21 protein-coding genes are annotated in these 21,273 nt (G+C 67.8%); 13 read left to right on the top strand and 8 right to left on the bottom strand.

From position 1 onward, the window contains the following. Positions 1-4 precede the first annotated feature (4 nt). Complete coding sequence (locus D7D52_RS01990) at positions 5-895, bottom strand: hypothetical protein (protein ID WP_120734784.1); 891 nt, start codon at positions 893-895, stop codon at positions 5-7. A 284-nt stretch (positions 896-1,179) separates the two neighbouring features. On the opposite strand from D7D52_RS01990, the gene D7D52_RS01985 reads away from it, so the two are divergent. Further along, entirely contained in the window at positions 1,180-2,703 is a 1,524-nt protein-coding gene (locus D7D52_RS01985) for an amino acid permease (RefSeq protein ID WP_187703099.1), read from the top strand. 146 nt (positions 2,704-2,849) lie between these two features. Next, positions 2,850-3,137 (top strand): hypothetical protein, encoded by a 288-nt coding sequence (locus tag D7D52_RS01980; RefSeq protein WP_187703184.1) that lies wholly within the window; start codon positions 2,850-2,852, stop codon positions 3,135-3,137. A 164-nt stretch (positions 3,138-3,301) separates the two neighbouring features. On the opposite strand, the gene D7D52_RS01975 is transcribed toward D7D52_RS01980, so the two are convergent. Next, complete coding sequence (locus D7D52_RS01975) at positions 3,302-3,922, bottom strand: DUF305 domain-containing protein (RefSeq protein WP_187703098.1); 621 nt, start codon at positions 3,920-3,922, stop codon at positions 3,302-3,304. 88 nt (positions 3,923-4,010) lie between these two features. Next, on the bottom strand, positions 4,011-4,409 hold the full coding sequence (locus D7D52_RS01970) for a DUF6153 family protein (RefSeq protein WP_120734783.1): 399 nt from the start codon (positions 4,407-4,409) through the stop codon (positions 4,011-4,013). Between the two features lie 105 nt (positions 4,410-4,514). Between D7D52_RS01970 and D7D52_RS01965 the strand changes: the two genes are divergently transcribed. The 6 genes from D7D52_RS01965 to D7D52_RS01940 all read left to right on the top strand — a co-directional run bounded on the left by D7D52_RS01965 (position 4,515) and on the right by D7D52_RS01940 (position 12,043). Next, positions 4,515-5,432: a ribonuclease Z gene (locus tag D7D52_RS01965; protein ID WP_120734782.1), complete on the top strand. Its 918-nt coding sequence runs from the start codon at positions 4,515-4,517 to the stop codon at positions 5,430-5,432. Positions 5,433-5,574: 142 nt separating this feature from the next. Next, positions 5,575-7,254 (top strand): DUF885 domain-containing protein, encoded by a 1,680-nt coding sequence (locus tag D7D52_RS01960; RefSeq protein WP_246023594.1) that lies wholly within the window; start codon positions 5,575-5,577, stop codon positions 7,252-7,254. A gap of 77 nt (positions 7,255-7,331) precedes the next feature. Then, positions 7,332-8,780 carry an MDR family MFS transporter gene (locus tag D7D52_RS01955; protein ID WP_246023593.1) on the top strand — a complete coding sequence of 483 codons (1,449 nt, stop codon included), beginning with the start codon at positions 7,332-7,334 and terminating at the stop codon, positions 8,778-8,780. Between the two features lie 118 nt (positions 8,781-8,898). Continuing rightward, on the top strand, positions 8,899-10,047 hold the full coding sequence (locus D7D52_RS01950; protein ID WP_120734781.1) for a class I SAM-dependent methyltransferase: 1,149 nt from the start codon (positions 8,899-8,901) through the stop codon (positions 10,045-10,047). Positions 10,048-10,061: 14 nt separating this feature from the next. Beyond that, complete coding sequence (locus D7D52_RS01945; RefSeq protein WP_120743717.1) at positions 10,062-10,988, top strand: LLM class F420-dependent oxidoreductase; 927 nt, start codon at positions 10,062-10,064, stop codon at positions 10,986-10,988. Between the two features lie 194 nt (positions 10,989-11,182). Continuing rightward, the gene (locus D7D52_RS01940; RefSeq protein WP_120734780.1) at positions 11,183-12,043 is read left to right on the top strand and encodes a Bax inhibitor-1/YccA family protein; all 861 of its coding nucleotides are present in this window, start codon (positions 11,183-11,185) and stop codon (positions 12,041-12,043) included. A gap of 91 nt (positions 12,044-12,134) precedes the next feature. On the opposite strand, the gene D7D52_RS01935 is transcribed toward D7D52_RS01940, so the two are convergent. Next, positions 12,135-12,476: a DUF1330 domain-containing protein gene (locus tag D7D52_RS01935; protein WP_120734779.1), complete on the bottom strand. Its 342-nt coding sequence runs from the start codon at positions 12,474-12,476 to the stop codon at positions 12,135-12,137. Positions 12,477-12,857: 381 nt separating this feature from the next. On the opposite strand from D7D52_RS01935, the gene D7D52_RS01930 reads away from it, so the two are divergent. Continuing rightward, complete coding sequence (locus D7D52_RS01930; RefSeq protein WP_120743716.1) at positions 12,858-13,115, top strand: HPr family phosphocarrier protein; 258 nt, start codon at positions 12,858-12,860, stop codon at positions 13,113-13,115. Positions 13,116-13,192: 77 nt separating this feature from the next. On the opposite strand, the gene D7D52_RS01925 is transcribed toward D7D52_RS01930, so the two are convergent. Further along, positions 13,193-14,410: an acetyl-CoA C-acetyltransferase gene (locus D7D52_RS01925; RefSeq protein WP_120734778.1), complete on the bottom strand. Its 1,218-nt coding sequence runs from the start codon at positions 14,408-14,410 to the stop codon at positions 13,193-13,195. Between the two features lie 233 nt (positions 14,411-14,643). Further along, a complete protein-coding gene (locus D7D52_RS01920; RefSeq protein WP_120734777.1) occupies positions 14,644-15,108 on the bottom strand; it encodes a hypothetical protein in 465 nt (154 codons plus the stop codon). A gap of 81 nt (positions 15,109-15,189) precedes the next feature. On the opposite strand from D7D52_RS01920, the gene D7D52_RS01915 reads away from it, so the two are divergent. Together D7D52_RS01915 and D7D52_RS01910 are read left to right on the top strand one after the other, a co-directional pair. Then, a complete protein-coding gene (locus D7D52_RS01915) occupies positions 15,190-16,578 on the top strand; it encodes a cystathionine beta-synthase (protein WP_120734776.1) in 1,389 nt (462 codons plus the stop codon). Between the two features lie 91 nt (positions 16,579-16,669). Beyond that, a complete protein-coding gene (locus tag D7D52_RS01910) occupies positions 16,670-17,803 on the top strand; it encodes an AbrB family transcriptional regulator (RefSeq protein ID WP_120734775.1) in 1,134 nt (377 codons plus the stop codon). On the opposite strand, the gene D7D52_RS01905 is transcribed toward D7D52_RS01910, so the two are convergent. Beyond that, positions 17,733-18,293 (bottom strand): DUF6529 family protein, encoded by a 561-nt coding sequence (locus D7D52_RS01905; RefSeq protein ID WP_120734774.1) that lies wholly within the window; start codon positions 18,291-18,293, stop codon positions 17,733-17,735. The genes D7D52_RS01910 and D7D52_RS01905 overlap by 71 nt on opposite strands. A gap of 686 nt (positions 18,294-18,979) precedes the next feature. Between D7D52_RS01905 and D7D52_RS01900 the strand changes: the two genes are divergently transcribed. Further along, positions 18,980-19,591, top strand: a complete 612-nt coding sequence (locus D7D52_RS01900; RefSeq protein WP_120734773.1) for a transglycosylase SLT domain-containing protein — start codon at positions 18,980-18,982, stop codon at positions 19,589-19,591. A 209-nt stretch (positions 19,592-19,800) separates the two neighbouring features. Continuing rightward, on the top strand, positions 19,801-20,856 hold the full coding sequence (locus tag D7D52_RS01895) for a mechanosensitive ion channel family protein (protein ID WP_120734772.1): 1,056 nt from the start codon (positions 19,801-19,803) through the stop codon (positions 20,854-20,856). A 42-nt stretch (positions 20,857-20,898) separates the two neighbouring features. Here D7D52_RS01895 and D7D52_RS01890 read toward each other — a convergent pair whose 3' ends face one another. Further along, positions 20,899-21,243, bottom strand: coding sequence for a DUF6401 family natural product biosynthesis protein (locus D7D52_RS01890; RefSeq protein ID WP_120734771.1), 345 nt, complete (start codon positions 21,241-21,243; stop codon positions 20,899-20,901). Positions 21,244-21,273: the final 30 nt, after the last annotated feature.

Raw genomic sequence — 21,273 nt, 5'->3', positions numbered from 1 at the left:
CGGCTCACCGCAGGCGGGAGATGCGATGTTGGAGCCAGCGGCGGGAATCCGCGTCGCGGACGTGGAGCAGGATCTTGCGGCGGGCGGCGGGGGAGAGCGCGGTCAACAGGCCGGGCAGCCGTTTCCGGGTGTCCCAGCAGAGGAGATAGCGGACCGCGCCGGCGGTGCCGGGGGCGTCGGAAACCTCTACGGCACGGGCGAAGTCGGCGGGATGTTCGAGGTCGAGGAATTGGGCGGGGATGCGTTCGTGGGCCGGGTAATGGGAGTACGCGCCGGTGCCGGCGGCATTCCAGGCGCAGAGACGCAGGATTCGGTCCACGGGATTGGGGTACGCCGCCAGCAGTAAGGCGCGGACCTCGGCGATCTGGGGTCCGCTCAGGCCGCCGCCGACGGCCGACGTGTCCAGGAAGAGGTTTGCGTAGGGTGCGAGGGGACCGGGGATTGCTGCCACCCACAGCCGAGCGGTGCGGTCGCTCTCGGCCTGGCGCTGCTCGGCGGCCCGGAATTCGCGCAGGGGAGTCGAAACTCCGCGCACCGCAAGCCAGTCCAGCGCGCGCACGCCGTCGGCCAGCAGGGCGTCCTGGGCCCAGCCGGTCCAGCGCACCGACGAGCCGTGATGCAAGGTCACCGTCGTGAGGGGCCGGGCGGTGGCGTCGAAGATCGCGGTGGCGTCGAAGAAGTCCAGGGCGACATCACCCCAGCACATGCACACGCAGCCGGGCAGGTCCGCGATGCGCAAGGCATCCCGCAGCGCGCGCAGGGCAACCGGGTCGCGTTCCACGAGCAGGATCGCGGCGTCGCCCGGCATCTCCCGGACTCGAACCTCGCGCGCGGTGGCGAGCAACCGATCAAGAGCGTCCAGGTCACCGCCGCTGGACTCTCCCCCGAAACCCATACCGAAACATTAATCCGACCCGCCGGTTCCCGGCGTGGCGTCCCCGCGGCACGCGGGGGCACCGCGTTGTCCAGACAGTTGCTGAACTGGTACGTACCAGCTGGTGATACGGTTCCGTGTGACGCCGATAACTCGGACTCTCATCGGAGGCCGATCGCAGTGACGGGGCTGGAACCAGCGAGTCTTTCTGCAGGCCACCAGCGAAAGCACACCGACCGGGAGCTGGACTGTGGCTGACCGGTGAGAACTGCATTGTTGCCGAGTAGCCAGATATAGGAGAAACAGTGGCGATATCGGACTCCCCGCGGGACGCTGCCGGTCCCGCTGCCCAGCGCACCACCGGACTGTTCCGCACCAAGAGCGTCGAACAGTCCATTCGGGACACCGACGATCCCGACGCCAAACTGCGCAAGGACCTGACCTCGTGGGACCTCACCGTCTTCGGTGTGGCCGTCGTGGTCGGCGCGGGCATCTTCACCCTCACCGCGCGCACCGCGGGCAACATGGCCGGACCCGCGGTCTCGCTCGCCTTCGTGTTCGCCGCCGTGGCCTGTGGTCTGGCCGCGCTCTGCTATGCCGAGTTCGCCTCGACCGTGCCGGTCGCGGGCAGCGCGTACACCTTCTCCTACGCCACCTTCGGGGAACTGATCGCCTGGATCATCGGCTGGGACCTCATCCTCGAATTCGCGCTCGGCACCTCGGTGGTGGCCAAGGGCTGGTCGCAGTACCTGGGCACGGTCATGGGCGGGCATCAGCCGATCTGGCACTTCGGGTCGGTGAAATTCGACTGGGGCGCGGTGGTGCTGATCGCCGTCCTCGGCGTGCTGCTGGCCCTGGGCACCAAGCTGTCCTCGCGGGTGTCGGCGGTGGCCGTCGCCATCAAGCTGGCCGTCATCGCGCTGGTGGTCGTGGTCGGCGCGACCTACTTCAAGGCCTCGAACCTGAAGCCGTTCGTGCCGCCGTCGGTTCCCAACGCCGACACCAGCACCGGCAAGCTGCAGCAGACGCTGTTCCAGCTGGTCACCGGCGGCGGCAACAGCCACTTCGGCTGGTACGGCCTGCTGGCCGCGGCCTCGATCGTGTTCTTCGCGTTCATCGGTTTCGACGTGGTCGCCACCGCCGCCGAGGAGACCAAGGATCCGCAGCGCAATGTGCCGCGCGGCATCCTGGGCTCGCTGGCCATCGTGACCGTGCTGTACGTGGTGGTCTCGCTGGTGCTCACCGGCATGGTGCCCTACACCCAGCTGCAGGGCGAAGATGCCACGCTCGCAACGGCTTTCGCCATTCACGGCGTCACCTGGGCCAAGAACCTCATCTCCATCGGCGCGCTGGCCGGTCTGACCACCGTCGTCATGGTGCTGTTCCTGGGCCAGACCCGGGTGCTGTTCGCCATGGCCCGCGACGGGCTGGTGCCGCGTCAGCTCGCGCACACCGGATCCAAGGGCACGCCGGTGCGGATCACCGCCATCGTCGGCGTCGTCTGCGCGGTGCTGGCCGGGTTCGTGGATTTCGGCACGCTCGAGGAGATGGTCAATATCGGCACGCTGTTCGCGTTCGTGCTGGTGTCCGTCGGCGTGGTGCTGCTGCGCCGGTCGCGGCCGGATCTGCCGCGCGGCTTCCGGGTGCCGCTGGTGCCGCTGATTCCGATCGTGTCGGTGATCGCGTGCGCGTGGCTGATGTTCAACCTGTCGGTGGAGACGTGGCTGCGGTTCGTCATCTGGATGGCGATCGGCATGGTGCTGTACTTCGCCTACGGGCGCAGACATGCGCTGCTGAACAAGGCGGGAGCGAGCGAAATCGGTAGCTGAACGGGTGCTCGAGTTCGGTGCTGGTGGTGTGTCGTCGCTATGACACCCCGAAAAGTGCGGTTCAATTGCTCTGAATAGTGAGAGTTGTGCCACAAGTTCGGATCATCAGCACCGATTCAGCATCCCGAGAGGAACCGATCGTGAGCATGCTCCTCGCAGTGCATGACGCCTACAACACCGTGGTCGCGCAGATCGGCAATCCGACACCGGAGACGCCGCCGGTAGCAGACAAGCTGATGAAGCTGGTCCGCTACTTCACCTGGTTCACCATGCTGTCGGGCGTCACCGCCATCACCTACGGGGGTGGCCGGTTCGCGTGGGAGAAGTGGAGCGGCGGCGGGCTCGAGTCGCCGAAGATGGTGGCGGGGGCCATGATCGGCGGCGCCACCGCCACCAGCGCCGGCACGATCATGAACGCCGTCATCGGCAGTTAGAACAACTCTCGTAACTCTCAGGGGCTTCGCCCCCGAACCCCCTCGAGAATCTCAGGGGCTTCGCCCCCGAACCCCCTTGGGATCTCACGGGCTTCGCCCCCGAACACCCGAGGCACGAGACAAACGGGCGCGCCGGATATGGCGCGCCCGTTCTGCTTTCGTCGCTAGCTCTGGCTCAGCATGGTGTTCATCTGGGTGATCTCCTGCTGCTGGGCGGTCACGATGGACTGGGCCAGTGACTTCGAGTCGGCGTTGTTGCCTTGTGCGAGTTCGGTGTTGGCCATGTCGATGGCGCCCTGGTGGTGCTGGATCATCATCTGCATCCACAGTTTGTCGAACTCCGGGCCGGAGGCGGCTTCCAGCTTCGCCATCTGATCCTTGGTCATGATGCCGGGCATGTCGTGGTTCATCTCGCCCGACGGCGTCGGCTTGCCGAAGCTTTGCAGCAGCGTCGTGATCTGCTGCATCTCCGGGGACTGCGCTTGCTCGACCGCCTGGGCGAGGGTGATCAGCTGCTGGTTCTGCGAGCGGGTCGGCACCAGCTTCGCCATCTCCACGGCCTGGGCGTGGTGTGGGTACATCATGGTCAGGAAGTTCACGTCGGCGTCGTTGAAGTCGCTGCGCGCCGCCGGCATCGAGGTGCTCTGGCCGTGATTCATGGACATGGTGGTGGAAGTGGTTGCGGCCTTCGGGGTGTCGCTGTCGTTGCTGGAGCATCCGGCGGCCAGCAGGGCGGCGGCCGAGACGCCGGCGATCAGGGCGAGCTTGGTACGGGTGGCGAACATGGTTGAACTCCTTGGGAATTGCTGACGTACTGGGGAATGGGCATGCGAAAACCCGCGTCCGCGTGGGAGATGCGGAAGCAGCGGCCCATCAGATCCGCAGAATCGCCAAATCGGCCAGGGAGAGCACCGTCCACGGGGGTGGGCGGGCGTGGTGCGCGCGGGGCCGGCGAACCGCCGCGGTCGCGGCGTCGCGGCGGCGGAGGCCGACCCAGGCCAGCAGGGTCAGACCCAGTCCCAGCAACAGTCCGGTGAGCACGAACAGGCAGCCGTGCATTCCGGCGTGGCCGCTGCCGCAGTCCCCGCCGCAACCCGGAGCGGAGGTGTTCGGATGGTCCTGCTGCATGACCATGGCCGCGGGTGCGCTGTGTTCGGTGTGCCCGTGGCTCATGCCCAGGATCAGCGCGTGCATGGCCACGATGCCGGCCATGAGCGCGAGCAGCCCGAAGGCCCGGACGTACCGGGTGCTTCGCGGCTGCGATTCGATCACGGCACCGATCCTACCCGCCGGACCTATACCCCCTCTCCGTATGTCCGGGGACGCGCCCGGTCTGCCACCGCGAGGATCACCGGACCGGCCGGTAGCCTGGCGGCCGTGTCACAGCGCGAACTGGTCATTCTGGGAACGGCCAGCCAAGTACCGACCAAGCAGCGCAATCACAATGGTTACCTGCTGCGCTGGGACCGGGAGGGGCTGCTGTTCGACCCGGGGGAGGGCACCCAGCGGCAGATGAGCTTCGCGGGCGTAGCCGCCAGCGGGATCACCCGCATCTGCATCACCCACTTCCACGGCGACCACTGTTTCGGGCTGCCCGGCGTACTCGGCCGCATCAGCCTCGACGGCGCGCTGCATCCGGTGGACGTCTACTTCCCGGCCTCCGGTGCGGTCTTCTACGAGCGGCTCATCGACTCCTCGGCGCACAATCGCCAGGTCGAGCTGGAACCGCACCCGATCACCGGCAATGGCGAATTGCCGCCGCCGGGAGCCGATTTCACGCTGCGGGCCGCCCAGCTCTCGCATCCGGTGGAGACCTTCGGCTACCGGCTCGACGAACCCGACACCCGCCGTTTCGTGCCCGAACGCCTGCGTGAGCTCGGCCTGTCGGGCCCGGTCGTCGGTGCGCTCCAACGCCACGGCGAGGCCCGCGTCGGCGACCGGACCGTCACCCTCGACGAGGTCAGCGAGGTCCGCCCCGGCCAGAGCTTTGCCTTCGTCATGGACACCCGCCTCTGCGGCGGCGTCTACGACCTCGCCCGCGGGGTGGACATGCTGGTCATCGAGGCCACGTTCGTCGACGCCGACGAGCAGCTCGCGATCGAATACGGCCATCTCACCGCCGGCCAGGCCGCCCGCGTCGCCGCCGAATGCGGCGTCCGCACCCTGGTGCTGACCCATTACTCCCAGCGCTACCGCACCCTCGACCAGCATCTCGCCGACGCCCGCGCCCATTTCGACGGTGAGATCGTGGTGGCCGAGGACCTCATGCGCATTCCGGTGCCACCTCGCCGGTGATCGCCACACAAGGACATAATGGTTCGCGGCCCGTCTCGATTCTGGACCGAGTGGAGCGGGGGAGCGTAGCGGAGGAGCGGAAGGAGGGAAGAATCGAGACCTCCAGGGCCGCGAACCCGCCCGAAGCGAAGCGGAGGGCAAATTGGACACAGCGCACGAGGAATTGATCGCTCTCGCCGACCGCTACTGGGACGCCATGCTGGAGTCCGCGCCGAGTGAGGCGACATTGCTGGGGGACAGGCGATTCGACGATCGCATCGAGGATCTGTCGGTCGAGGCCGAGCAGCGGCTGCTGGGCACCTGGCGCGGGCTGCTGGCCGAGGTGGACGCGCTGGATGCCGGGCGCTCGAGCGACGAGGACCGGACGACCCGCAGCCTGCTGCGCACCGAATTGGCTTCGGCGGTCGCGCATCTGGAGTGGCGGCCGGTGGAGCTGGCCTCGGATCAGATGACCGGCGTGCATGCCGGAATGCTGACCATGGCGCCGCAGGTGAACGCGCCCGAACCGGAGAACGCGCGCGCACTGCTCGACCGGTACCGGCAGTTCGGGACGCTGATGGCGCAGGCCGTGACCCGCTTCCGCGCGGGCCTGGCGGCCGGGCGCACGCCCGCGCGCATCACGATCGAACGCTCGCTCAATCAGCTGGACGGCTACCTGGCCTCCGACCTGCGTGACGACCCCTTCGTCACCTTCGCGGGGCCGGCGGACTGGGACGGCGAAAGCGCCTGGCGCGCAGAGCTGGCCGAGATCGCCCGCGATGTCATCCGCCCCGCGTTCGCGGCGTATCGCGAGGTGCTGGCCACCGAGCTCGAGCCCGCCGCCCGCCCCGACGACCGGCCCGGCCTGTGCTGGCTCGGCGACGACGGCGCGGACATCTACGGCCGCCTGCTGCGCCGCCACACCACCCTCGACGACCTGGGCGCGGAGGAGATCCACCAGCTCGGCCTCGACGAATTGGCCGGGCTGCGTGCGGAATACGAGGAGGTCGGCGCGCGCCTGTTCGGATTGTCCGATCAGACGGCCATTTTCGCGCGTCTCCGCGAGGACGACGCGCTGCGCTACGGCGACGCCGACGAGATCATGGCCGACGCCCGCTCGTATCTCGCTGCCGCACAGGCGGAAATGCCGAACTGGTTCGGCCGTCTCCCGCGCGAATCCTGCGATATCCGGCCCGTCCCCGACTTCCTGGCCGCCGACGCGCCCGCCGCCTACTACTTCCCGCCCGCCGCCGACGGCTCCCGCCCCGGCGCGTACTACGTCAACCTGCGAGAACCCAAGTCCCGCAACCGCTACGAGACCGCCGCGGTCGCCTACCACGAGGCCATCCCCGGCCACCACCTCCAGCTCACCATCGCCAACGAGCTCGATCACCTGCCGCGCTTCCAGCGCATGTCCTTCGCCAACACCGCCTTCGTCGAAGGCTGGGCCCTCTACACCGAACGCCTCGCCGACGAAATGGGCCTCTACCCCGACGATCTCACCCGCATCGGCATGCTCGCCGCCGACTCCTGGCGTTCCTGCCGCCTGGTCGTCGACACCGGCCTGCACGCCAAGGGCTGGACCCGCCGGCAGGCCATCGACTTCATGGTCGCCAACGCCCCCGTCGGCATCGACGAAATCCGCGTCGAGATCGACCGCTACATCGCCATGCCCGGCCAAGCCGTCGCCTACAAGGTCGGCCAACTCGAAATCCGCCGCCAGCGCACCCAAGCCGCCACCCGCCTCGGAACCGCCTTCGACATCAAGACCTTCCACGACCGCATCCTCACCTCCGGCTCCGTCAGCCTCCCCGTCCTCCGCGACCTGGCCGCCTCGCTGTAGCGGCGGGCCGCGGGAATAGCGGCCCCGCCCGTGTGTTCGACTCGAGTGGTGAGTCGGGTCGAGGAGAGGGGCCGCGGGTGACGGCGGTGGATGTGAAGTCGTCGATCGGGTTTCGGTCGGAGCGGGGGCCGATTCTGGCGGCGATCATGCTGTCGACCTCGCTGGTCGCCTTGGATTCCACCATCATCGCGACCGCGGTGCTGACCATCACCGACCAGCTCGGAGGCTTCGCGCAATTCCCCTGGCTGTTCAGCATCTATCTGCTGGCGCAAGCGGTGACGGTGCCGATCTACGGCAAGCTCGCCGACATGGTGGGGCGGAAACCGGTGATGCTGTTCGGGATCGGGGTGTTCGCGCTCGGGTCGCTGTTGTGCGGGCTGGCCACCAGCATGATCGGGTTGATCGTGTTCCGGGCGGTGCAGGGCATCGGCGCCGGTGCGGTGAGCCCGATGTCGATGACCATCGCCGGGGACATCTACACCGTGCCCGAGCGCGCCAAGGTGCAGGCGTACCTGGCGAGCGTGTGGGCGGCCTCCTCGGTGCTGGGGCCGCTGCTGGGCGGGGTGTTCTCCGAGTACGTCAGCTGGCGATGGATCTTTCTGATCAACCTGCCGCTGGCGGCGCTGGCGGGCTGGATGATCCTGCGAAAATTCACCGAAAGCGCTCCGCGGCAGCGTCATCGGATCGATTACCTCGGCGCGGCGCTGCTCACCGTCGGGGCGGGAGCGCTGATCCTGGCGCTGCTCGAGGGCGGGCAGGCATGGGCCTGGACCGCGCCGGCGAGCGTGACGCTGTTCGCGGGCGGCGCGCTGGTGTTGGTCGCGTTCGGGCTGGTGGAGCGGCGGGCGGCGAATCCGATTCTGCCGCTGTGGGTTTTCACCCGCCGTATCGTGGTGGCCAGCAGTCTGGCCTCGCTGCTGGTGGGCGCGATCCTGCTGGGGCTCACCTCGTATGTGCCGACCTTCGCGCAGGGGGTGCTGGGCAGCGGGGCGCTGCTCGCGGGGCTGACCGTCGGCGCGCTGACGCTGGGCTGGCCGGTATCGGCTTCGCAGGCTGGAAAGGTATACCTGCGCATAGGTTTTCGTGCCACCGGCATCATCGGCGGCGTGCTCGCCGCAGTCGGGGCGGGCTCGCTGTTGCTGGTCGACGCCCACTCCGGTCTGCCGCGGGTGGCGTTGGGCTGCTTCGTCGTCGGAATGGGAATGGGCCTGGTGGCCAGTCCGACGCTGATCGCCGCTCAGGCCAGCGCCGACTGGTCCGAGCGCGGCGTGGTGACCGCCACCAATATGTTCGCCCGCTCGCTGGGCAGCGCGGTCGGGGTGGCGGTCTTCGGCGCGCTCGTCAATGCCCGTCTCGGCGGGGTCGATCATCCGGCGGCGGCCGAGCTCGCGCCCGCGGTGCACGTGGTGTTCCTCGGCGTCGCCGCCATGGCCGTGGTGTTGATCGGGGCCGCCGCGTGCATGCCCCGGCGAAGCTCCGGCAACCCGGAGCTCGCGGTGACCGCCCCCGAAACCCCTTCGGCGTGAACGCGATCCCCACGGTTTTTGCGGGATCGCAGAACTGCGCCGGGATCGTTCGGGGAGAAGAAAAGGTGTTGGTCGAGCCGAATGGAAGAAGTCGGCAATGATCTAGCACACTGTAGGCGTGGTTGAGGTCGAGGATGTATTGCGCCGGTTGCGGCGGTATCCGGATGTGGAAGCGGTGAATCTGTACGCGGTCGATGCCGCGGACCGATTCCTGCTGGATGTCGCCGCGGATTCGCTGGCCGTGGCCGGGGATGGCCGGGTCGCGGTGATCGACGACGGCTACGGGGCCTTGACCCTCGGCGCGATCGCGGGCCACGAGCTGCGCGGCGTTCGCGTGCATCAGGATTTGCTGACCGGTGAATTGGCCCTCGCCAACAATGCCCGAATTGTCGGCCTTTCCGACCGTTTCGCCATGCACGCCTTGGGTCCGGAATTGCTCGGCGACGTGCGGGTGGTGCTGTGGCGGCTGCCGCGCGCGCTGTCCGGTCTGGCCGAGACCGCCGAGGCCATCGCCCGCTACGCCGCCCCCGACGTGGAGGTCTTCGCCGGCGGCCGCGACAAGTACCTGACCCCGGCCATGAACGAGGTGCTGGCCGAATCCTTCGGCTCGGTGCGCGCCAGCCGTGGCCGCCAGAAGTCCCGCATCCTGCTCGCCGCCGACCCCAAACCCCTTGGCGAGCCGCGCTTTCCGATCCGCAACCGGCTCGACGACCGCGACCTCGAGGTGGTCGCGCACGGCGCGGCCTTCTCCGGCCCGCGCCTGGACATCGGCACCCGATTCCTGCTCGACCATCTGAGGCGGATGAAGCCGGACGCCCGCGATGCCATCGATTTGGGTTGCGGCACCGGCATTCTCGCGGTCGCCCTGGCCAAGGCGCGCCCCGGCCTGCGGGTCACCGCGACCGACCAGTCCGCGGCCGCGGTCGCCTCCACCCGCGCCACCGCCGCCGCCAACGGCGTCGCCGACCGCGTGACCGTGCTGCAGGACGACGCCATGTCCACCGCCCCCGACAACAGCGCCGATCTGGTGGTCTGCAATCCGCCCTTCCACCTCGGGGCGGCCGTGCACACCGGCTCGGCCATCAAGATGTTCCAGCAGACCGGTCGCGTGCTGCGGCCCGGCGGTGAGCTGTGGACCGTCTACAACACGCACCTCAACTACCGGGGCGTCATGGAACGCATGGTCGGCAAAACCGATGTGATGGGCCGCAATCGCAAATTCACGGTGACCCGCTCGGTCCGCGGTCTGCACGACGCCGAACAATAGGACGCATGGGACGAATCGATCTTCGAGTCTTCACCGAACCGCAGCAGGGCGCGACCTACGACACGCTGTGCACCGTCGCCAAGACCGCCGAGGACCTCGGCTACGACGCCTTCTTCCGATCCGACCACTACCTCAAGATGGGTGACGCCGACGGCCTGCCCGGCCCCACCGACGCCTGGATCACCCTCGCCGGGCTGGCCCGCGAGACCCGCCGCATCCGGCTGGGCACCCTGGTCACCTCCGCCACCTTCCGCCATCCCGGCGTGCTGGCCATCGAGGTGGCGCAGGTCGACGCCATGTCCGGCGGCCGTGTCGAATTCGGTTTCGGCGCGGGCTGGTTCGAGTCCGAGCACACCGCCTACGGCATTCCGTTCCCGGCCGAGAAGTTCCCGCGCTTCGAGGAGCAGCTGGCCATCGTGACCGGTCTGTGGTCGACGCCGGTGGGGGAGACGTTCTCGTTCTCGGGGCAGCACTACACGCTCACCGACTCCCCGGCGCTGCCCAAGCCCGCGCAGTCGCGCCTGCCGGTGATCATCGGCGGCATGGGCGCCAAGCGCACCCCGCGGCTGGCGGCGCAATACGCGACCGAGTTCAATGTGCCGTTCCAGTCGCCGGAGGCCAGCGCCGAGCAGTTCGAGCGAGTCCGCAAGGCCGCCAAGGACGCCGGACGCGATCCGCAGGACATCACCTTCTCCAATGCCCTGGTCGCCTGTGTCGGCGCGTCCGACGCCGAGGTCGCCGAGCGGGCGGCGGCCATCGGCCGCGACGTGGACGAGCTGAAGGCCAACGGTCTCGCGGGCAGCCCGGACGAGGTGGCCGACAAGATCGGCCGCTATGCGGAAACCGCTGGTACGAGCCGGTTTTACCTGCAGATCCTGGATCTGTCGGATCTCGATCACCTGGAGTTGATCGCGCAGCGGGTGATGACTCAGCTGGGCTGACGACCGAGTGACGCGCGGCGCGTTCGGTAAAGCTCAGGTAAAGTCCAGTTAGTCCGATCTATTGGGGGTTCGGGAACTCCGGACCCCCGTAGCGCGTTGGACGAGTAGCTTCACAGGCCACGACCTACGTGAGCCGCGACTCCAGAAAGGGACGCACAGTGCCCCGCTCCACATCCAACCCGGTTTTCCGGAATATGCAGCCGCAGCAGGGCGGCTACGCCGGCTTCGGCCAGGCCCCTGGAGCCGGTCCGTTCCCCACCGATCCGTACGCGCAGCAGGGCTACCGGCAGCCGGGCTACGGCCAGCAGCCGCCGCAGTACCCGGGCTACGGTCAGCAGCCCTATCAGCCCGCGGTCCCCACCACCCGCCCGATGACCATCGACGACGTGGTGCAGAAGACCGGCATCACCCTCGGCGTGACCGTGCTGGGCGCGATCCTGTCCTACGCGCTCACCGCGGGCAACCACAGCCTGGCGCTGATGTTCGTGCTGATCGGCGGCCTCGGCGGTTTCGCGCTCGCCATGATCATGACCTTCGGCCGCAAGCAGGACAACCCGGCGCTGGTGCTCAGCTACGCGGGGCTGGAGGGCCTGTTCCTGGGCGCGCTTTCGTTCATGTTCACCAATGTGGCCTTCGGCGGCGTGGGCGGTTCTGGGCTGATCGCGCAGGCGGTGCTCGGCACCTTCGGCGTGTTCTTCGGCATGCTCGTGGTCTACAAGACCGGCGCGATCCGCGTCACCCCGCGGTTGACCCGCATGGTCGTCGGCGCGCTGATCGGCGTCATGGTGCTGATGCTGGGCAACCTGGTCGCCGGCATCTTCACCCCGGGCGGCTTCGGCCTGCGTGACGGCGGCACCATGTCGATCATCTTCAGCCTGGTGGTCATCGGTGTCGCGGCCTTCAGTTTCCTGCTGGACTTCGACGCCGCCGACCAGCTCATCCGGGCGCAGGCTCCGGAGAAGGCGGCCTGGGGCGTGGCATTCGGCCTGACCGTCACCCTGGTCTGGCTGTACCTCGAGATCCTGCGCCTGCTGAGCTACTTCCAGGACAGGTAAGTCAGCACCAACCCCTAACGTGGGCGAAACGAGTGGGCGGGCACCGGATTCCGGTGCCCGCCCACTGCTGTGTAGCCAAGCCTGAGAGCGTTCACTCGTTGCTCACCACCTCCTTCAGCACGTCGGTGGCGACGTGATTCTCGCCGCAGTCGTCGGTGAGCAGCGCGACGCTGGAACAGTTCCGCGTCCGCAGCGGCAGGATCTCCCGATAGGCCGCCGACTCGTACCAGCCGTTGACCGCCTGGTAGTCCGGGAATTCGATGACGATCACATTCGCGTTCGCCGGCCCCTCGATCACCCGCTGCCGTGGCCCGCCGTGCACGATGAACTTGCCGCCGAACGGTTCCAGCGTCGCGTCGATGCGCTCGAGGTACTCCACGATTTCGGCATTGACGTCGACGTCCCACAGGGTGGCGATGGCGTAGGCAGGCATTTCGAGCTCCTCATCCGGGATTGCTGTGCTGCCGTTGATATTTCCGCCCCCGCGGAACGAAGTCGATTACCCGCCAGGTAATGCCGGGCGCGGACCCGGGCCGCGAACGACTTCGCCTCCGCCACGGTCGAAATCATGGGCGCCATGACCCAGGGGGTTCGAACGCGACTCCGCGCGGCGGTGGACGGGAGGACCTGGTGCGCTTCGCCGCGATCGCCGACATCGATGTGCTGATCAGCGATGACGAACTACTGCCCGACGGGCACGGTAGTCGGAGCCGCGTGCGTCACCGCCGCAAAACAATTCCGCAAGACCTCCGCCCCCGGCCCCCACGGCACTCGCCACCGCCTGAAAACCCTTCCCACCCAACAGGAGTCGACCATGCCCAGCAAAACCGTCACTGTCGGATCATCCGTAGGTCTGCACGCCCGCCCCGCCGCCATCATCGCCGAAACCGCCGCTGCCGCACCCGTCCCCGTCACCCTCTCCCTCCCCGGGGGCACCCCGGTGAACGCAGCCTCCGGCCTCATGATCATGACCTTGGGCGCGACCCAGGGCACCGAAGTCATTGTCACCACCGACGACCAGCCCACCCTCGACAAGATCGCCGACCTGATCGCCTCCGACCTCGACGCCTGACCGGGTGTGGGAAACCCCTCCCAAAAAACTTGGGCCGCACGACCTCAGGTCGTGCGGCCCAACTCGACGTTCGAGCGTCAGCTCAGGCGCTCGATGATCATCGCCATGCCCTGGCCGCCGCCGACACACATGGTCTCCAGACCGAACTGCTTGTCGTGGGTCTGGAGGTTGTTGATGAGGGTCGCGGTGATGCGGGCGCCGGTCATACCGAACGGGTGGCCCAGCGCGATCGCGCCGCCGGACACGTTCAGCTTGTCCAGATCCATGTTCAGCTCGCGGGCGGAACCCAGCACCTGCACGGCGAAGGCCTCGTTGATCTCGTACAGGTCGAGATCGCCGATGCTCATGCCCGCGGTCTGCAGGGTGTTGCGCACGGCCTGAATCGGGCCGAGGCCCATGATCTCCGGCGACAGGCCCGAAACGCCGGTGGCGACGATGCGCGCCAGCGGGGTCAGGCCCAGCGCCTTGGCCTTGGTGTCGGACATGACGACCAGGGCGGCCGCACCGTCGTTGAGCGGGCAGGCGTTGCCGGCGGTGATGGTGCCGTCGGGACGGAACACCGGCTTCAGCTGCGAGATCTTCTCGTAGGTGGTGCCGGCGCGCGGGCCGTCGTCGGTGGTGACGATGGTGCCGTCGGGCAGGGTCACCGGGGTGATCTCCCGCTCGAAGAAGCCGGACTTGATGGCCTCCTCGGCGCGGTTCTGCGAGCGCACGCCCCAGTGGTCCTGGTCCTCGCGCGAGATGCCGGTGTAGGTGGCGACGTTCTCGGCGGTCTGGCCCATGGCGATGTAGACGTCCGGGAGGATGCCCTCCTCGCGCGGGTCGGTCCAGGTGGCGTTGGACTCGGCGGTGGCCTTGGTGCGGGCCTCCGCGTCGGCGAACTTCAGGTTGTGGGTGTCGGGCCAGCCGTCGGCGGTGCCCTTCGGGAAGCGCGAGACGGTCTCCACGCCGGCGGAGATGAACACGTCGCCCTCGCCGGCCTTGATGGCGTGGTAGGCCATCCGGGTGGTCTGCAGCGACGAGGAGCAGTAGCGGTTGACGGTGACGCCGGGCAGGTAGTCGTAGCCGAGCTGGACGGCGACCGCGCGAGCCATGTTGAAGCCGCCCTCACCGGCGGGCTGACCGCAACCCAGGTGCAGATCGTCGATGTCGGAGACGGCGAGCGAGGGCACCTTGTCGAGGGCGGCCTGCACCATCTGCGCGGCGAGGTCGTCCGGGCGCATGCTCACCAGGGAACCCTTGCCAGCGCGGCCGATGGGCGAGCGGGCGTACGAAACGATGACGGCCTCAGCCATGAGGACTCCTTTTTTGCTGGGGTGATCCTCTTCGAATTTACGACGCACCTGTGGCGCGACGAACATCCGGTATGCCGGAATCCCAACGAGTGAGCTGTGGGATATCGCTCACTCACAACCCTCGTGCCCCGCTGCGTGCCGCAGCGGGGCACGAATGGGGGATGGAGAGAAGGGCTCTCGCGCCCGCGCGGGGAACGTATGGACCTGGAGTGGGGAACGTATGGACCTGGAGTTCAGCCCGGGACGTCGAAGGCGCTCTGGGCGGGGATGTTCGGCATGTCTGTGGAGACGGTGACGACGACGTGGCCCGGGCCGGTGTCCTGGAACAGCGCGTAGTGCTCGCTGCCGTAGAAGCCGGCCAAGATCGGAACTCGGTATTCGCCGGCGGCGCCGGTGTTCGTGTTGCGCCAGGCGACGGTGGCGGTCGTCTCGCACATCGGGGCGAAGCTGTACTCGCCCGGATCGAAGCCGCCCACCGGCAGCGCCTGCACGCTGATGATGGCTCGCCCCGGCCACCTCGGATCGGTCTCGGCCCACGAGCGAATGTTGCCGCCGCACAGCGCGGCATCGTGATACATGCTCGGGACCTGCGGAAATTCGACGGTCGCGGCGTGCGCGGGAGCGGCCGTGACGATCATGATCGCGGCGCCGGCGGGCACGAGCAGGGAGGCGGCGGGCACGCTCGTCGGCATCCTCATGGCACCGATGCTAGTTCCCGCGGCCGCGATATCCCCGACGTGCGCGAAGGCGCGGATCTCCTTTCTGCAACGATGAGGGGTATGCGCATCGCTAACCATGTCGTCGATCTGATCGGAAACACCCCGCTCGTTCGGTTGAACTCCGTGGTGGGTCCGAACTCGGGACTGGTGGCGGCGAAGGTCGAGTACCTCAATCCGGGCGGCAGCTCGAAGGACCGCATCGCCGTCAAGATGATCGACGCCGCCGAACAGGCCGGACTGCTGAAGCCCGGCGGCACCATCGTCGAACCGACCTCCGGCAATACCGGTGTCGGCCTCGCCCTGGTCGCGCAGCAGCGCGGCTACAAGTGCGTGTTCGTCTGCCCGGACAAGGTCAGCGAGGACAAGCGAAACGTGCTGCGCGCCTACGGCGCCGAGGTCGTGGTCTGCCCGACCGCGGTCGCGCCCGAGGACCCGGACAGCTACTACAACGTCTCCGACCGCCTCGTGCGCGAGATCCCCGGCGCGTGGAAGCCCGACCAGTACTCCAACCCGGGCGGCCCCGAATCCCATTACGAGACCACCGGTCCCGAGATCTGGCGCGACACCGAGGGCAAGATCACCCACTTCGTGGCGGGCGTCGGCACCGGCGGCACCATCACCGGCACCGGCCGCTACCTCAAGGAGGTCTCGGGCGGCAAGGTCAAGATCGTCGGCGCGGACCCGGAGGGCTCGGTCTACTCCGGCGGCACCGGCCGGCCCTACCTGGTCGAGGGCGTCGGCGAGGACTTCTGGCCCAGCGCCTACGACCCGGCCATCCCGGACGAGATCATCGCCGTCTCCGACGCCGACTCCTTCGAGATGACCCGTCGCCTGGCCCGCGAGGAGGGCCTGCTGGTCGGCGGGTCCTGCGGTATGGCCGTGGTCGCCGCGCTCAAGGTCGCCGAGCGCGATCCGGACGCCGTGGTGGTCGTGCTGCTGCCCGACGGCGGCCGCGGCTACCTGTCGAAGATCTTCAACGACCAGTGGATGAGTTCCTACGGCTTCCTGCGCTCGCGCCTGGACGGCTCGCACACCGAGGTCCACGTGGGCGACGTGCTGCGCGGCAAGTCCGGTGAACTGCCGGACCTGGTGCACACCCATCCGCAGGAGACCCTGCGCGACGCCATCGAGATCCTGCGCGAGTACGGCGTCTCGCAGATGCCGGTGGTCGGCGCCGAACCGCCGGTCATGGCGGGCGAGGTCGCCGGCTCGGTCACCGAGCGCGATCTGCTCTCGGCAGTGTTCGAGGGCCGCGCCAAGCTCACCGATCCGGTCTCCAAGCACATGAGCCCGGGCTTCCCGCTCATCGGCGCGGGCGAACCGGTCTCGGCGGCCACCAAGCTGCTGGAGTCCACCGACGCCCTGATGGTCGTCGACGACGGCAAACCGGTCGGCGTCATCACCCGCCACGACCTGCTGGGCTTCCTCAGCGAAGGCGTGCTCGGCTAGCTCCGGCTGAATCCGGGATCACACCGCCGAGGGTGCCGGGATAACTGGGTCGTTACCAGAGGTTCATCCGTGCCCGGCACCATCGGTAGGTATGACTCCCAGACAGGTGGCCGTGTGGATCGCGCTGCTGGGTGGGGTGCTGGGCGGAGCGGCGCTGCTGGACCGGATCGGTTTTCCGGCGCCGCAGATGATCCTCGCCATCGTGGTCGGCGCCGGTCTGGCCTTGGCCGGCCGGTTGCCCGCCCCGCTGCCGCGACAGGTGAATCTCGGCGTGCAGGGCCTGCTCGGAGTGCTGATGGGCAGCTATCTGCAGGTGTCGCTACTGACCTCGATCGGGTGGGGGCTGCTGCCGGTGCTCGCCGTCACCGCGGCCACCGTGATCGTAAGTGTCGGTGTGGCAATGGTTTTCGCGCGGGTCGCCAAGGTGGATCTGCCGACGGCGACGCTGGGCCTGCTGGCCGGCGGCTCGGCCGCGGTGGTGGCCGCGGCCGACGAACTGGGCGCGGACGCGCGGCGGGTGGCCTTCATGCAATACCTGCGGGTGGCGCTGATCGCGTTGAGCGCACCGGCCATCGCGGCGCTGCTCGACACCGAGGAGGGCCTCTCGTATCGCCCTGCGGCACTGGGCGGTTCGGTCACCGATCCCTCGCTGCCGTACTGGATGATCGTCGGCCGCGGTGATCAGCTGGCCGGACTTTCGATCGCGATCATGTTGTGCCTCATCGGAATTCGCGTCGGCAAGTGGTTGCGACTGCCGAACGCGGCCCTGCTGGGCCCGATGCTGATCGCGGCCGTCGTCACCGCGCTGGGTCTCACCCACGGCTACGCGCCGACGCATCTGTTCAAGGATTTGCTGTTCGTGCTGATCGGATTCGAGGTGGGCACCCGCTTCACTCGCGACGTGGTCAAGGAGATGGTGCGCATGTTGCCGGCCATGACCGGCGCGGTGCTCGCGCTCTCGGCGGTGGTCGCCGCCATGGCCTTCGGCCTGGCCGCTCTGGTGGATCTGGAGATGTCGGATCTGTACCTGGCGACCACGCCCGGCGGCATCAACGCCGTGCTGGCGACCGCCGACAAGATGAACGCCAACCTGCCGCTCATCACCAGCGTGCAGACCATCCGGCTGCTGGTCATGATGGCGCTGCTGCCCCTGCTCATCTCGCGAATCCGACGGTACGAAACCACCAGAACGCCGCCAGCAGCCACGCCAGCACGAAGCTCGTGAACACCAGGCCGCCCAGCACCGGCAGCAGCCAGCCCGGGGCGCGTCCGATCCGCAGCGTGAGCATCTTCGACACGAACGCCCCGTAGAACACCACGCCCGCGACGGAGTGCGCCATGACCCGCGCGGTGGTGCCGGTGCCGTATTGGAAGCCGAAGCTGTAGAGGCAGTAGAAGGCCACCGGCAGGCTCAGCAGGAACGCCAGCGCGCCGGAGAGCCGGTGAAACACGCGCACCGGCCGGGGTGCGTGGAAGCGGTAGATCCAGACGGCGGTCAGCAGCTGGCCCGCGATCAGCACCAGCACGGCGCTGCTCAGGTACGCCTTGAAGCTCTGCGGGGCGGAGAATCCCCAGGTGGGCAGGGGTTGGGTACCGGGCCACAGGTGGGTGCCGGCGAGACCGAGCGCGAGCGCGACGGCGGTGCCCGCGAACAACACCGGCACGGCGATCAGGTTGCGGCGGGAAACGGCGAAAACGTCTGTGAGCAAGGACATCTCGACTCGGTTTCGGCTGGGCGGCGGGAGACATTCGGAGATACGTCCCGGGGTTACAGCCCGAATCCGGTCGCCCGACATCACGATCACGTTATTGTCTGTGACAAATGTGACTAATGTGATTTGAGATAACGAATGTGATTTACCGGGTGGCTGCTTTTCGAATGCGAAACGCCGATGAATCGTCGGGAAATCGGGCAAACAGTTGTATATCGCGATCTTGGGGCTAAATTCTTCTGTGATCTGAAACACTTTGTGTTTCGAATTGAATGACCAGGTCAGCGCTTGTATTAATGCAGGTCCCGAAGCTATCACTCGGGTCGGTTCACCGTGTGTTCACTTTTGGTTCAGACTGTGTTAACTATGCGCAATCAAGCTGTGACCTTGTCGGAAACAGACCGTGAGTCTGAATGGCGCAAGGAGATGTGAACACACATGCGGAACGTGATCACCACACCGGTGCGATGAGGCCCGGCGGCCGGGAGGCCGCGCAAGGCTCCGCTGCTCTCCGTGCGAACCGTCAACTCCATTGACGTGTAGCGCGCCAATTCCATTGACCCGTAATGGGTTTCACAAAACAGCAACCACAACCGCCCGCAGTGCGCCGGTGAGCGTCGGGAGACGCCGCCCAGCCGAGCGCTGCCTTCTTCAGGCCCACGGGCCCGAAACCGAACAGGACGAATGTTATGACTGCTCTCAGTGACCCCGCTAGACGTGGCAAGGTCATCGCCGCCGCTCGTACGGTCGGCACCGCCGCGCTCGCCCTGGGCGTCTTCGGCTCCATCATCACCGCCGCCGGCTCCGCCAATGGCGATGTCGAGCCCGCCGCGCTGAAGGAGACCCTGGCTGCCGCGGCCCCCGTCGCACCGGCCAACGAGCAGCCCGCGCCGGCCGCGCCCGCGCCGGCCCCGGCCGTCGCTCCGGCCCCGGCGCCCATGCCGGCGCCCGCGCCCGCTCCGGCGCCCGCCCCGGTCTACGCGGACAACCTCGACGGCTGGATCCGCCAGGCGCTGGACATCATGTCCCAGCGCGGCATCCCGGGCAGCTACGACGGCATTCTGCGCAACATCCTGCGCGAATCCAGTGGCAACCCGCAGGCGATCAACCTGTACGACTCGAACGCGGCCATGGGCATCCCGTCCAAGGGCCTGCTGCAGGTGATCGATCCGACCTTCAACGCCTACCACGTCGACGGCACCTCCACGAATATCTGGGACCCGGTCGCCAATATCGTGGCCGCCTGCAACTACGCGGCGCACCGCTACGGCTCGATGGACAACGTCTCGAGCGCCTACTGATCCGATTCTGCGAGAACCGGACGCACACCGTGATGGCCTACCTGATGAGGGGTGGGCCATCACGGCTTTCCGAAGGTCGGCAAATCGATAGCATTCGATTTGGCAACACTTTCGCAAACGCCCGAATTCGAAGATCGAACAGGGTATAACGACCCCGTGGAGCAGTTTCCGGCACTCGGCCGGAACAGATAGCGAAGGGACGGGGTCATATGCACACCTCGAGTTTGGCTATCGATTTCCAGCAGGGCATCTCGAACGCGTGGAGTTCCATCGCCACGTGGGTACCCAAGTTCGTCGGTTTCCTCGCGATCCTGCTCATCGGCTGGCTCGTGGCCAAGATCGTGGCGAAGCTGGTGACTCGCATTCTGAACCGGGTCGGCTTCGATCGGCTCGTCGAGCGCGGCGGGATCAAGGACATGCTTGCCCGGGGCCGCTACGACGCCACCGAACTCATCGCCAAACTGGCGTACTACGCGGTCCTTTTGATCACATTGCAACTGGGTTTCGGTGTCTTCGGCCCGAACCCGGTGTCCACCATGCTGAACGGCATCGTGGCCTGGCTGCCGCGGCTGGCGGTCGGCATCGTCATCGTCTGCGTGGCGGGCGCGATCGCGCGCGTCGTGCAGGACATGGTGTCGAGCATGCTGGGCGGACTGGAATACGGTCGCATGCTGGGACGCATTGCGGCAGTGTTCATCTGGGGCATCGGCATCATCGCGGCGCTCAATCAGATCGGTGTCGCGACCTCGGTCACCATGCCGATTCTCATCACCGTGCTGGCGACCATCGCCGGTGTGCTCATCGTCGGCTTCGGCGGCGGTCTGATCCGGCCCATGCAGCAGCGCTGGGAGGGCTGGCTCGACACCATCGAGGGCGAGATGCCGGAGGTGAAGGGGCACGCGCAGGCGTATCAGCGCGGGCGTGAGGACGCGGCCCGGCAGCGGCAGGCGCAGGAGGCGGCGATGGCGCAGCGCGGGGCAATGATGGGGCAGCCCATGATGGCCGCTCCCGGAACGGGCCAGATGCCTCCGGGCAAATGGGCCGAGCCCGAGGGCCGCACGGGTTACGGGCAGTCCGGATATGGGCAGCAGGGCGGATACGAGCAGCAGGGCGGGTACGAACAGATGCCGCCGCAGCACGGGCAGATGCCGCCACGGCAGGGGAAGCAGCCGGAGCAGGGCGGGCATCCGATGCCTCCGGGACAGCAGTCGCCGGGTGGCCGGCGGCCCGGGCAGGATCCGGGTCAGCCCGGTGGAATGATCTAGACGAGAACGCCCGTCGCGGATTCCGCGGCGGGCGTTTCTTCTTCAGGAGGCGCGAGCCAGGGTGCAGACCGCGGCCAGCCGCAGATGCGACCAGTCGGCGTCCTGCCAGTCCAGCAGCGAGAGCGGGAACTCGGCGTCCGCGTCGCGAAGATCTTCCATGATGCCGCGGGCGTAGCCGGCGAGCAGGACGCTGACCGGAACCAGGCTGGAGTTCTCGACGCCCAGCTCGAGAATGTCGCGGACGGCCGCGGCATGCTGGTCGATCGCCGCGCTCACACCCGGGAACAGGGCCGCGGCTTCGGCGGCGGGGGCTCCGTGGGTGCGCTGCAGGCGGTTGAGGGTCTTACGCGCCGAGACGACGAGCAGAGCGGAGCCGGGCACAAACACCCGGTGATGCTAACAATCGGCCGCTGCGCG

This window comes from Nocardia yunnanensis, assembly GCF_003626895.1.
GTDB lineage: Bacteria > Actinomycetota > Actinomycetes > Mycobacteriales > Mycobacteriaceae > Nocardia > Nocardia yunnanensis.
This window is presented reverse-complemented; position numbering and strand designations above follow the sequence as displayed.

Excerpts from the sequence above, each read along its gene's own strand:
- D7D52_RS01930 (WP_120743716.1), top strand. The coding sequence starts at position 12,858 with ATGCCCAGCAAAACCGTCACTGTCGGATCATCCGTAGGTCTGCACGCC.
- D7D52_RS01990 (WP_120734784.1), bottom strand. The coding sequence starts at position 895 with ATGGGTTTCGGGGGAGAGTCCAGCGGCGGTGACCTGGACGCTCTTGAT.
- D7D52_RS01900 (WP_120734773.1), top strand. The coding sequence starts at position 18,980 with ATGACTGCTCTCAGTGACCCCGCTAGACGTGGCAAGGTCATCGCCGCC.
- D7D52_RS01915 (WP_120734776.1), top strand. The coding sequence starts at position 15,190 with ATGCGCATCGCTAACCATGTCGTCGATCTGATCGGAAACACCCCGCTC.
- D7D52_RS01925 (WP_120734778.1), bottom strand. The coding sequence starts at position 14,410 with ATGGCTGAGGCCGTCATCGTTTCGTACGCCCGCTCGCCCATCGGCCGC.
- D7D52_RS01935 (WP_120734779.1), bottom strand. The coding sequence starts at position 12,476 with ATGCCTGCCTACGCCATCGCCACCCTGTGGGACGTCGACGTCAATGCC.
- D7D52_RS01940 (WP_120734780.1), top strand. The coding sequence starts at position 11,183 with ATGCAGCCGCAGCAGGGCGGCTACGCCGGCTTCGGCCAGGCCCCTGGA.
- D7D52_RS01895 (WP_120734772.1), top strand. The coding sequence starts at position 19,801 with ATGCACACCTCGAGTTTGGCTATCGATTTCCAGCAGGGCATCTCGAAC.
- D7D52_RS01905 (WP_120734774.1), bottom strand. The coding sequence starts at position 18,293 with ATGTCCTTGCTCACAGACGTTTTCGCCGTTTCCCGCCGCAACCTGATC.
- D7D52_RS01910 (WP_120734775.1), top strand. The coding sequence starts at position 16,670 with ATGACTCCCAGACAGGTGGCCGTGTGGATCGCGCTGCTGGGTGGGGTG.
- D7D52_RS01980 (WP_187703184.1), top strand. The coding sequence starts at position 2,850 with ATGCTCCTCGCAGTGCATGACGCCTACAACACCGTGGTCGCGCAGATC.
- D7D52_RS01975 (WP_187703098.1), bottom strand. The coding sequence starts at position 3,922 with ATGTTCGCCACCCGTACCAAGCTCGCCCTGATCGCCGGCGTCTCGGCC.
- D7D52_RS01920 (WP_120734777.1), bottom strand. The coding sequence starts at position 15,108 with ATGAGGATGCCGACGAGCGTGCCCGCCGCCTCCCTGCTCGTGCCCGCC.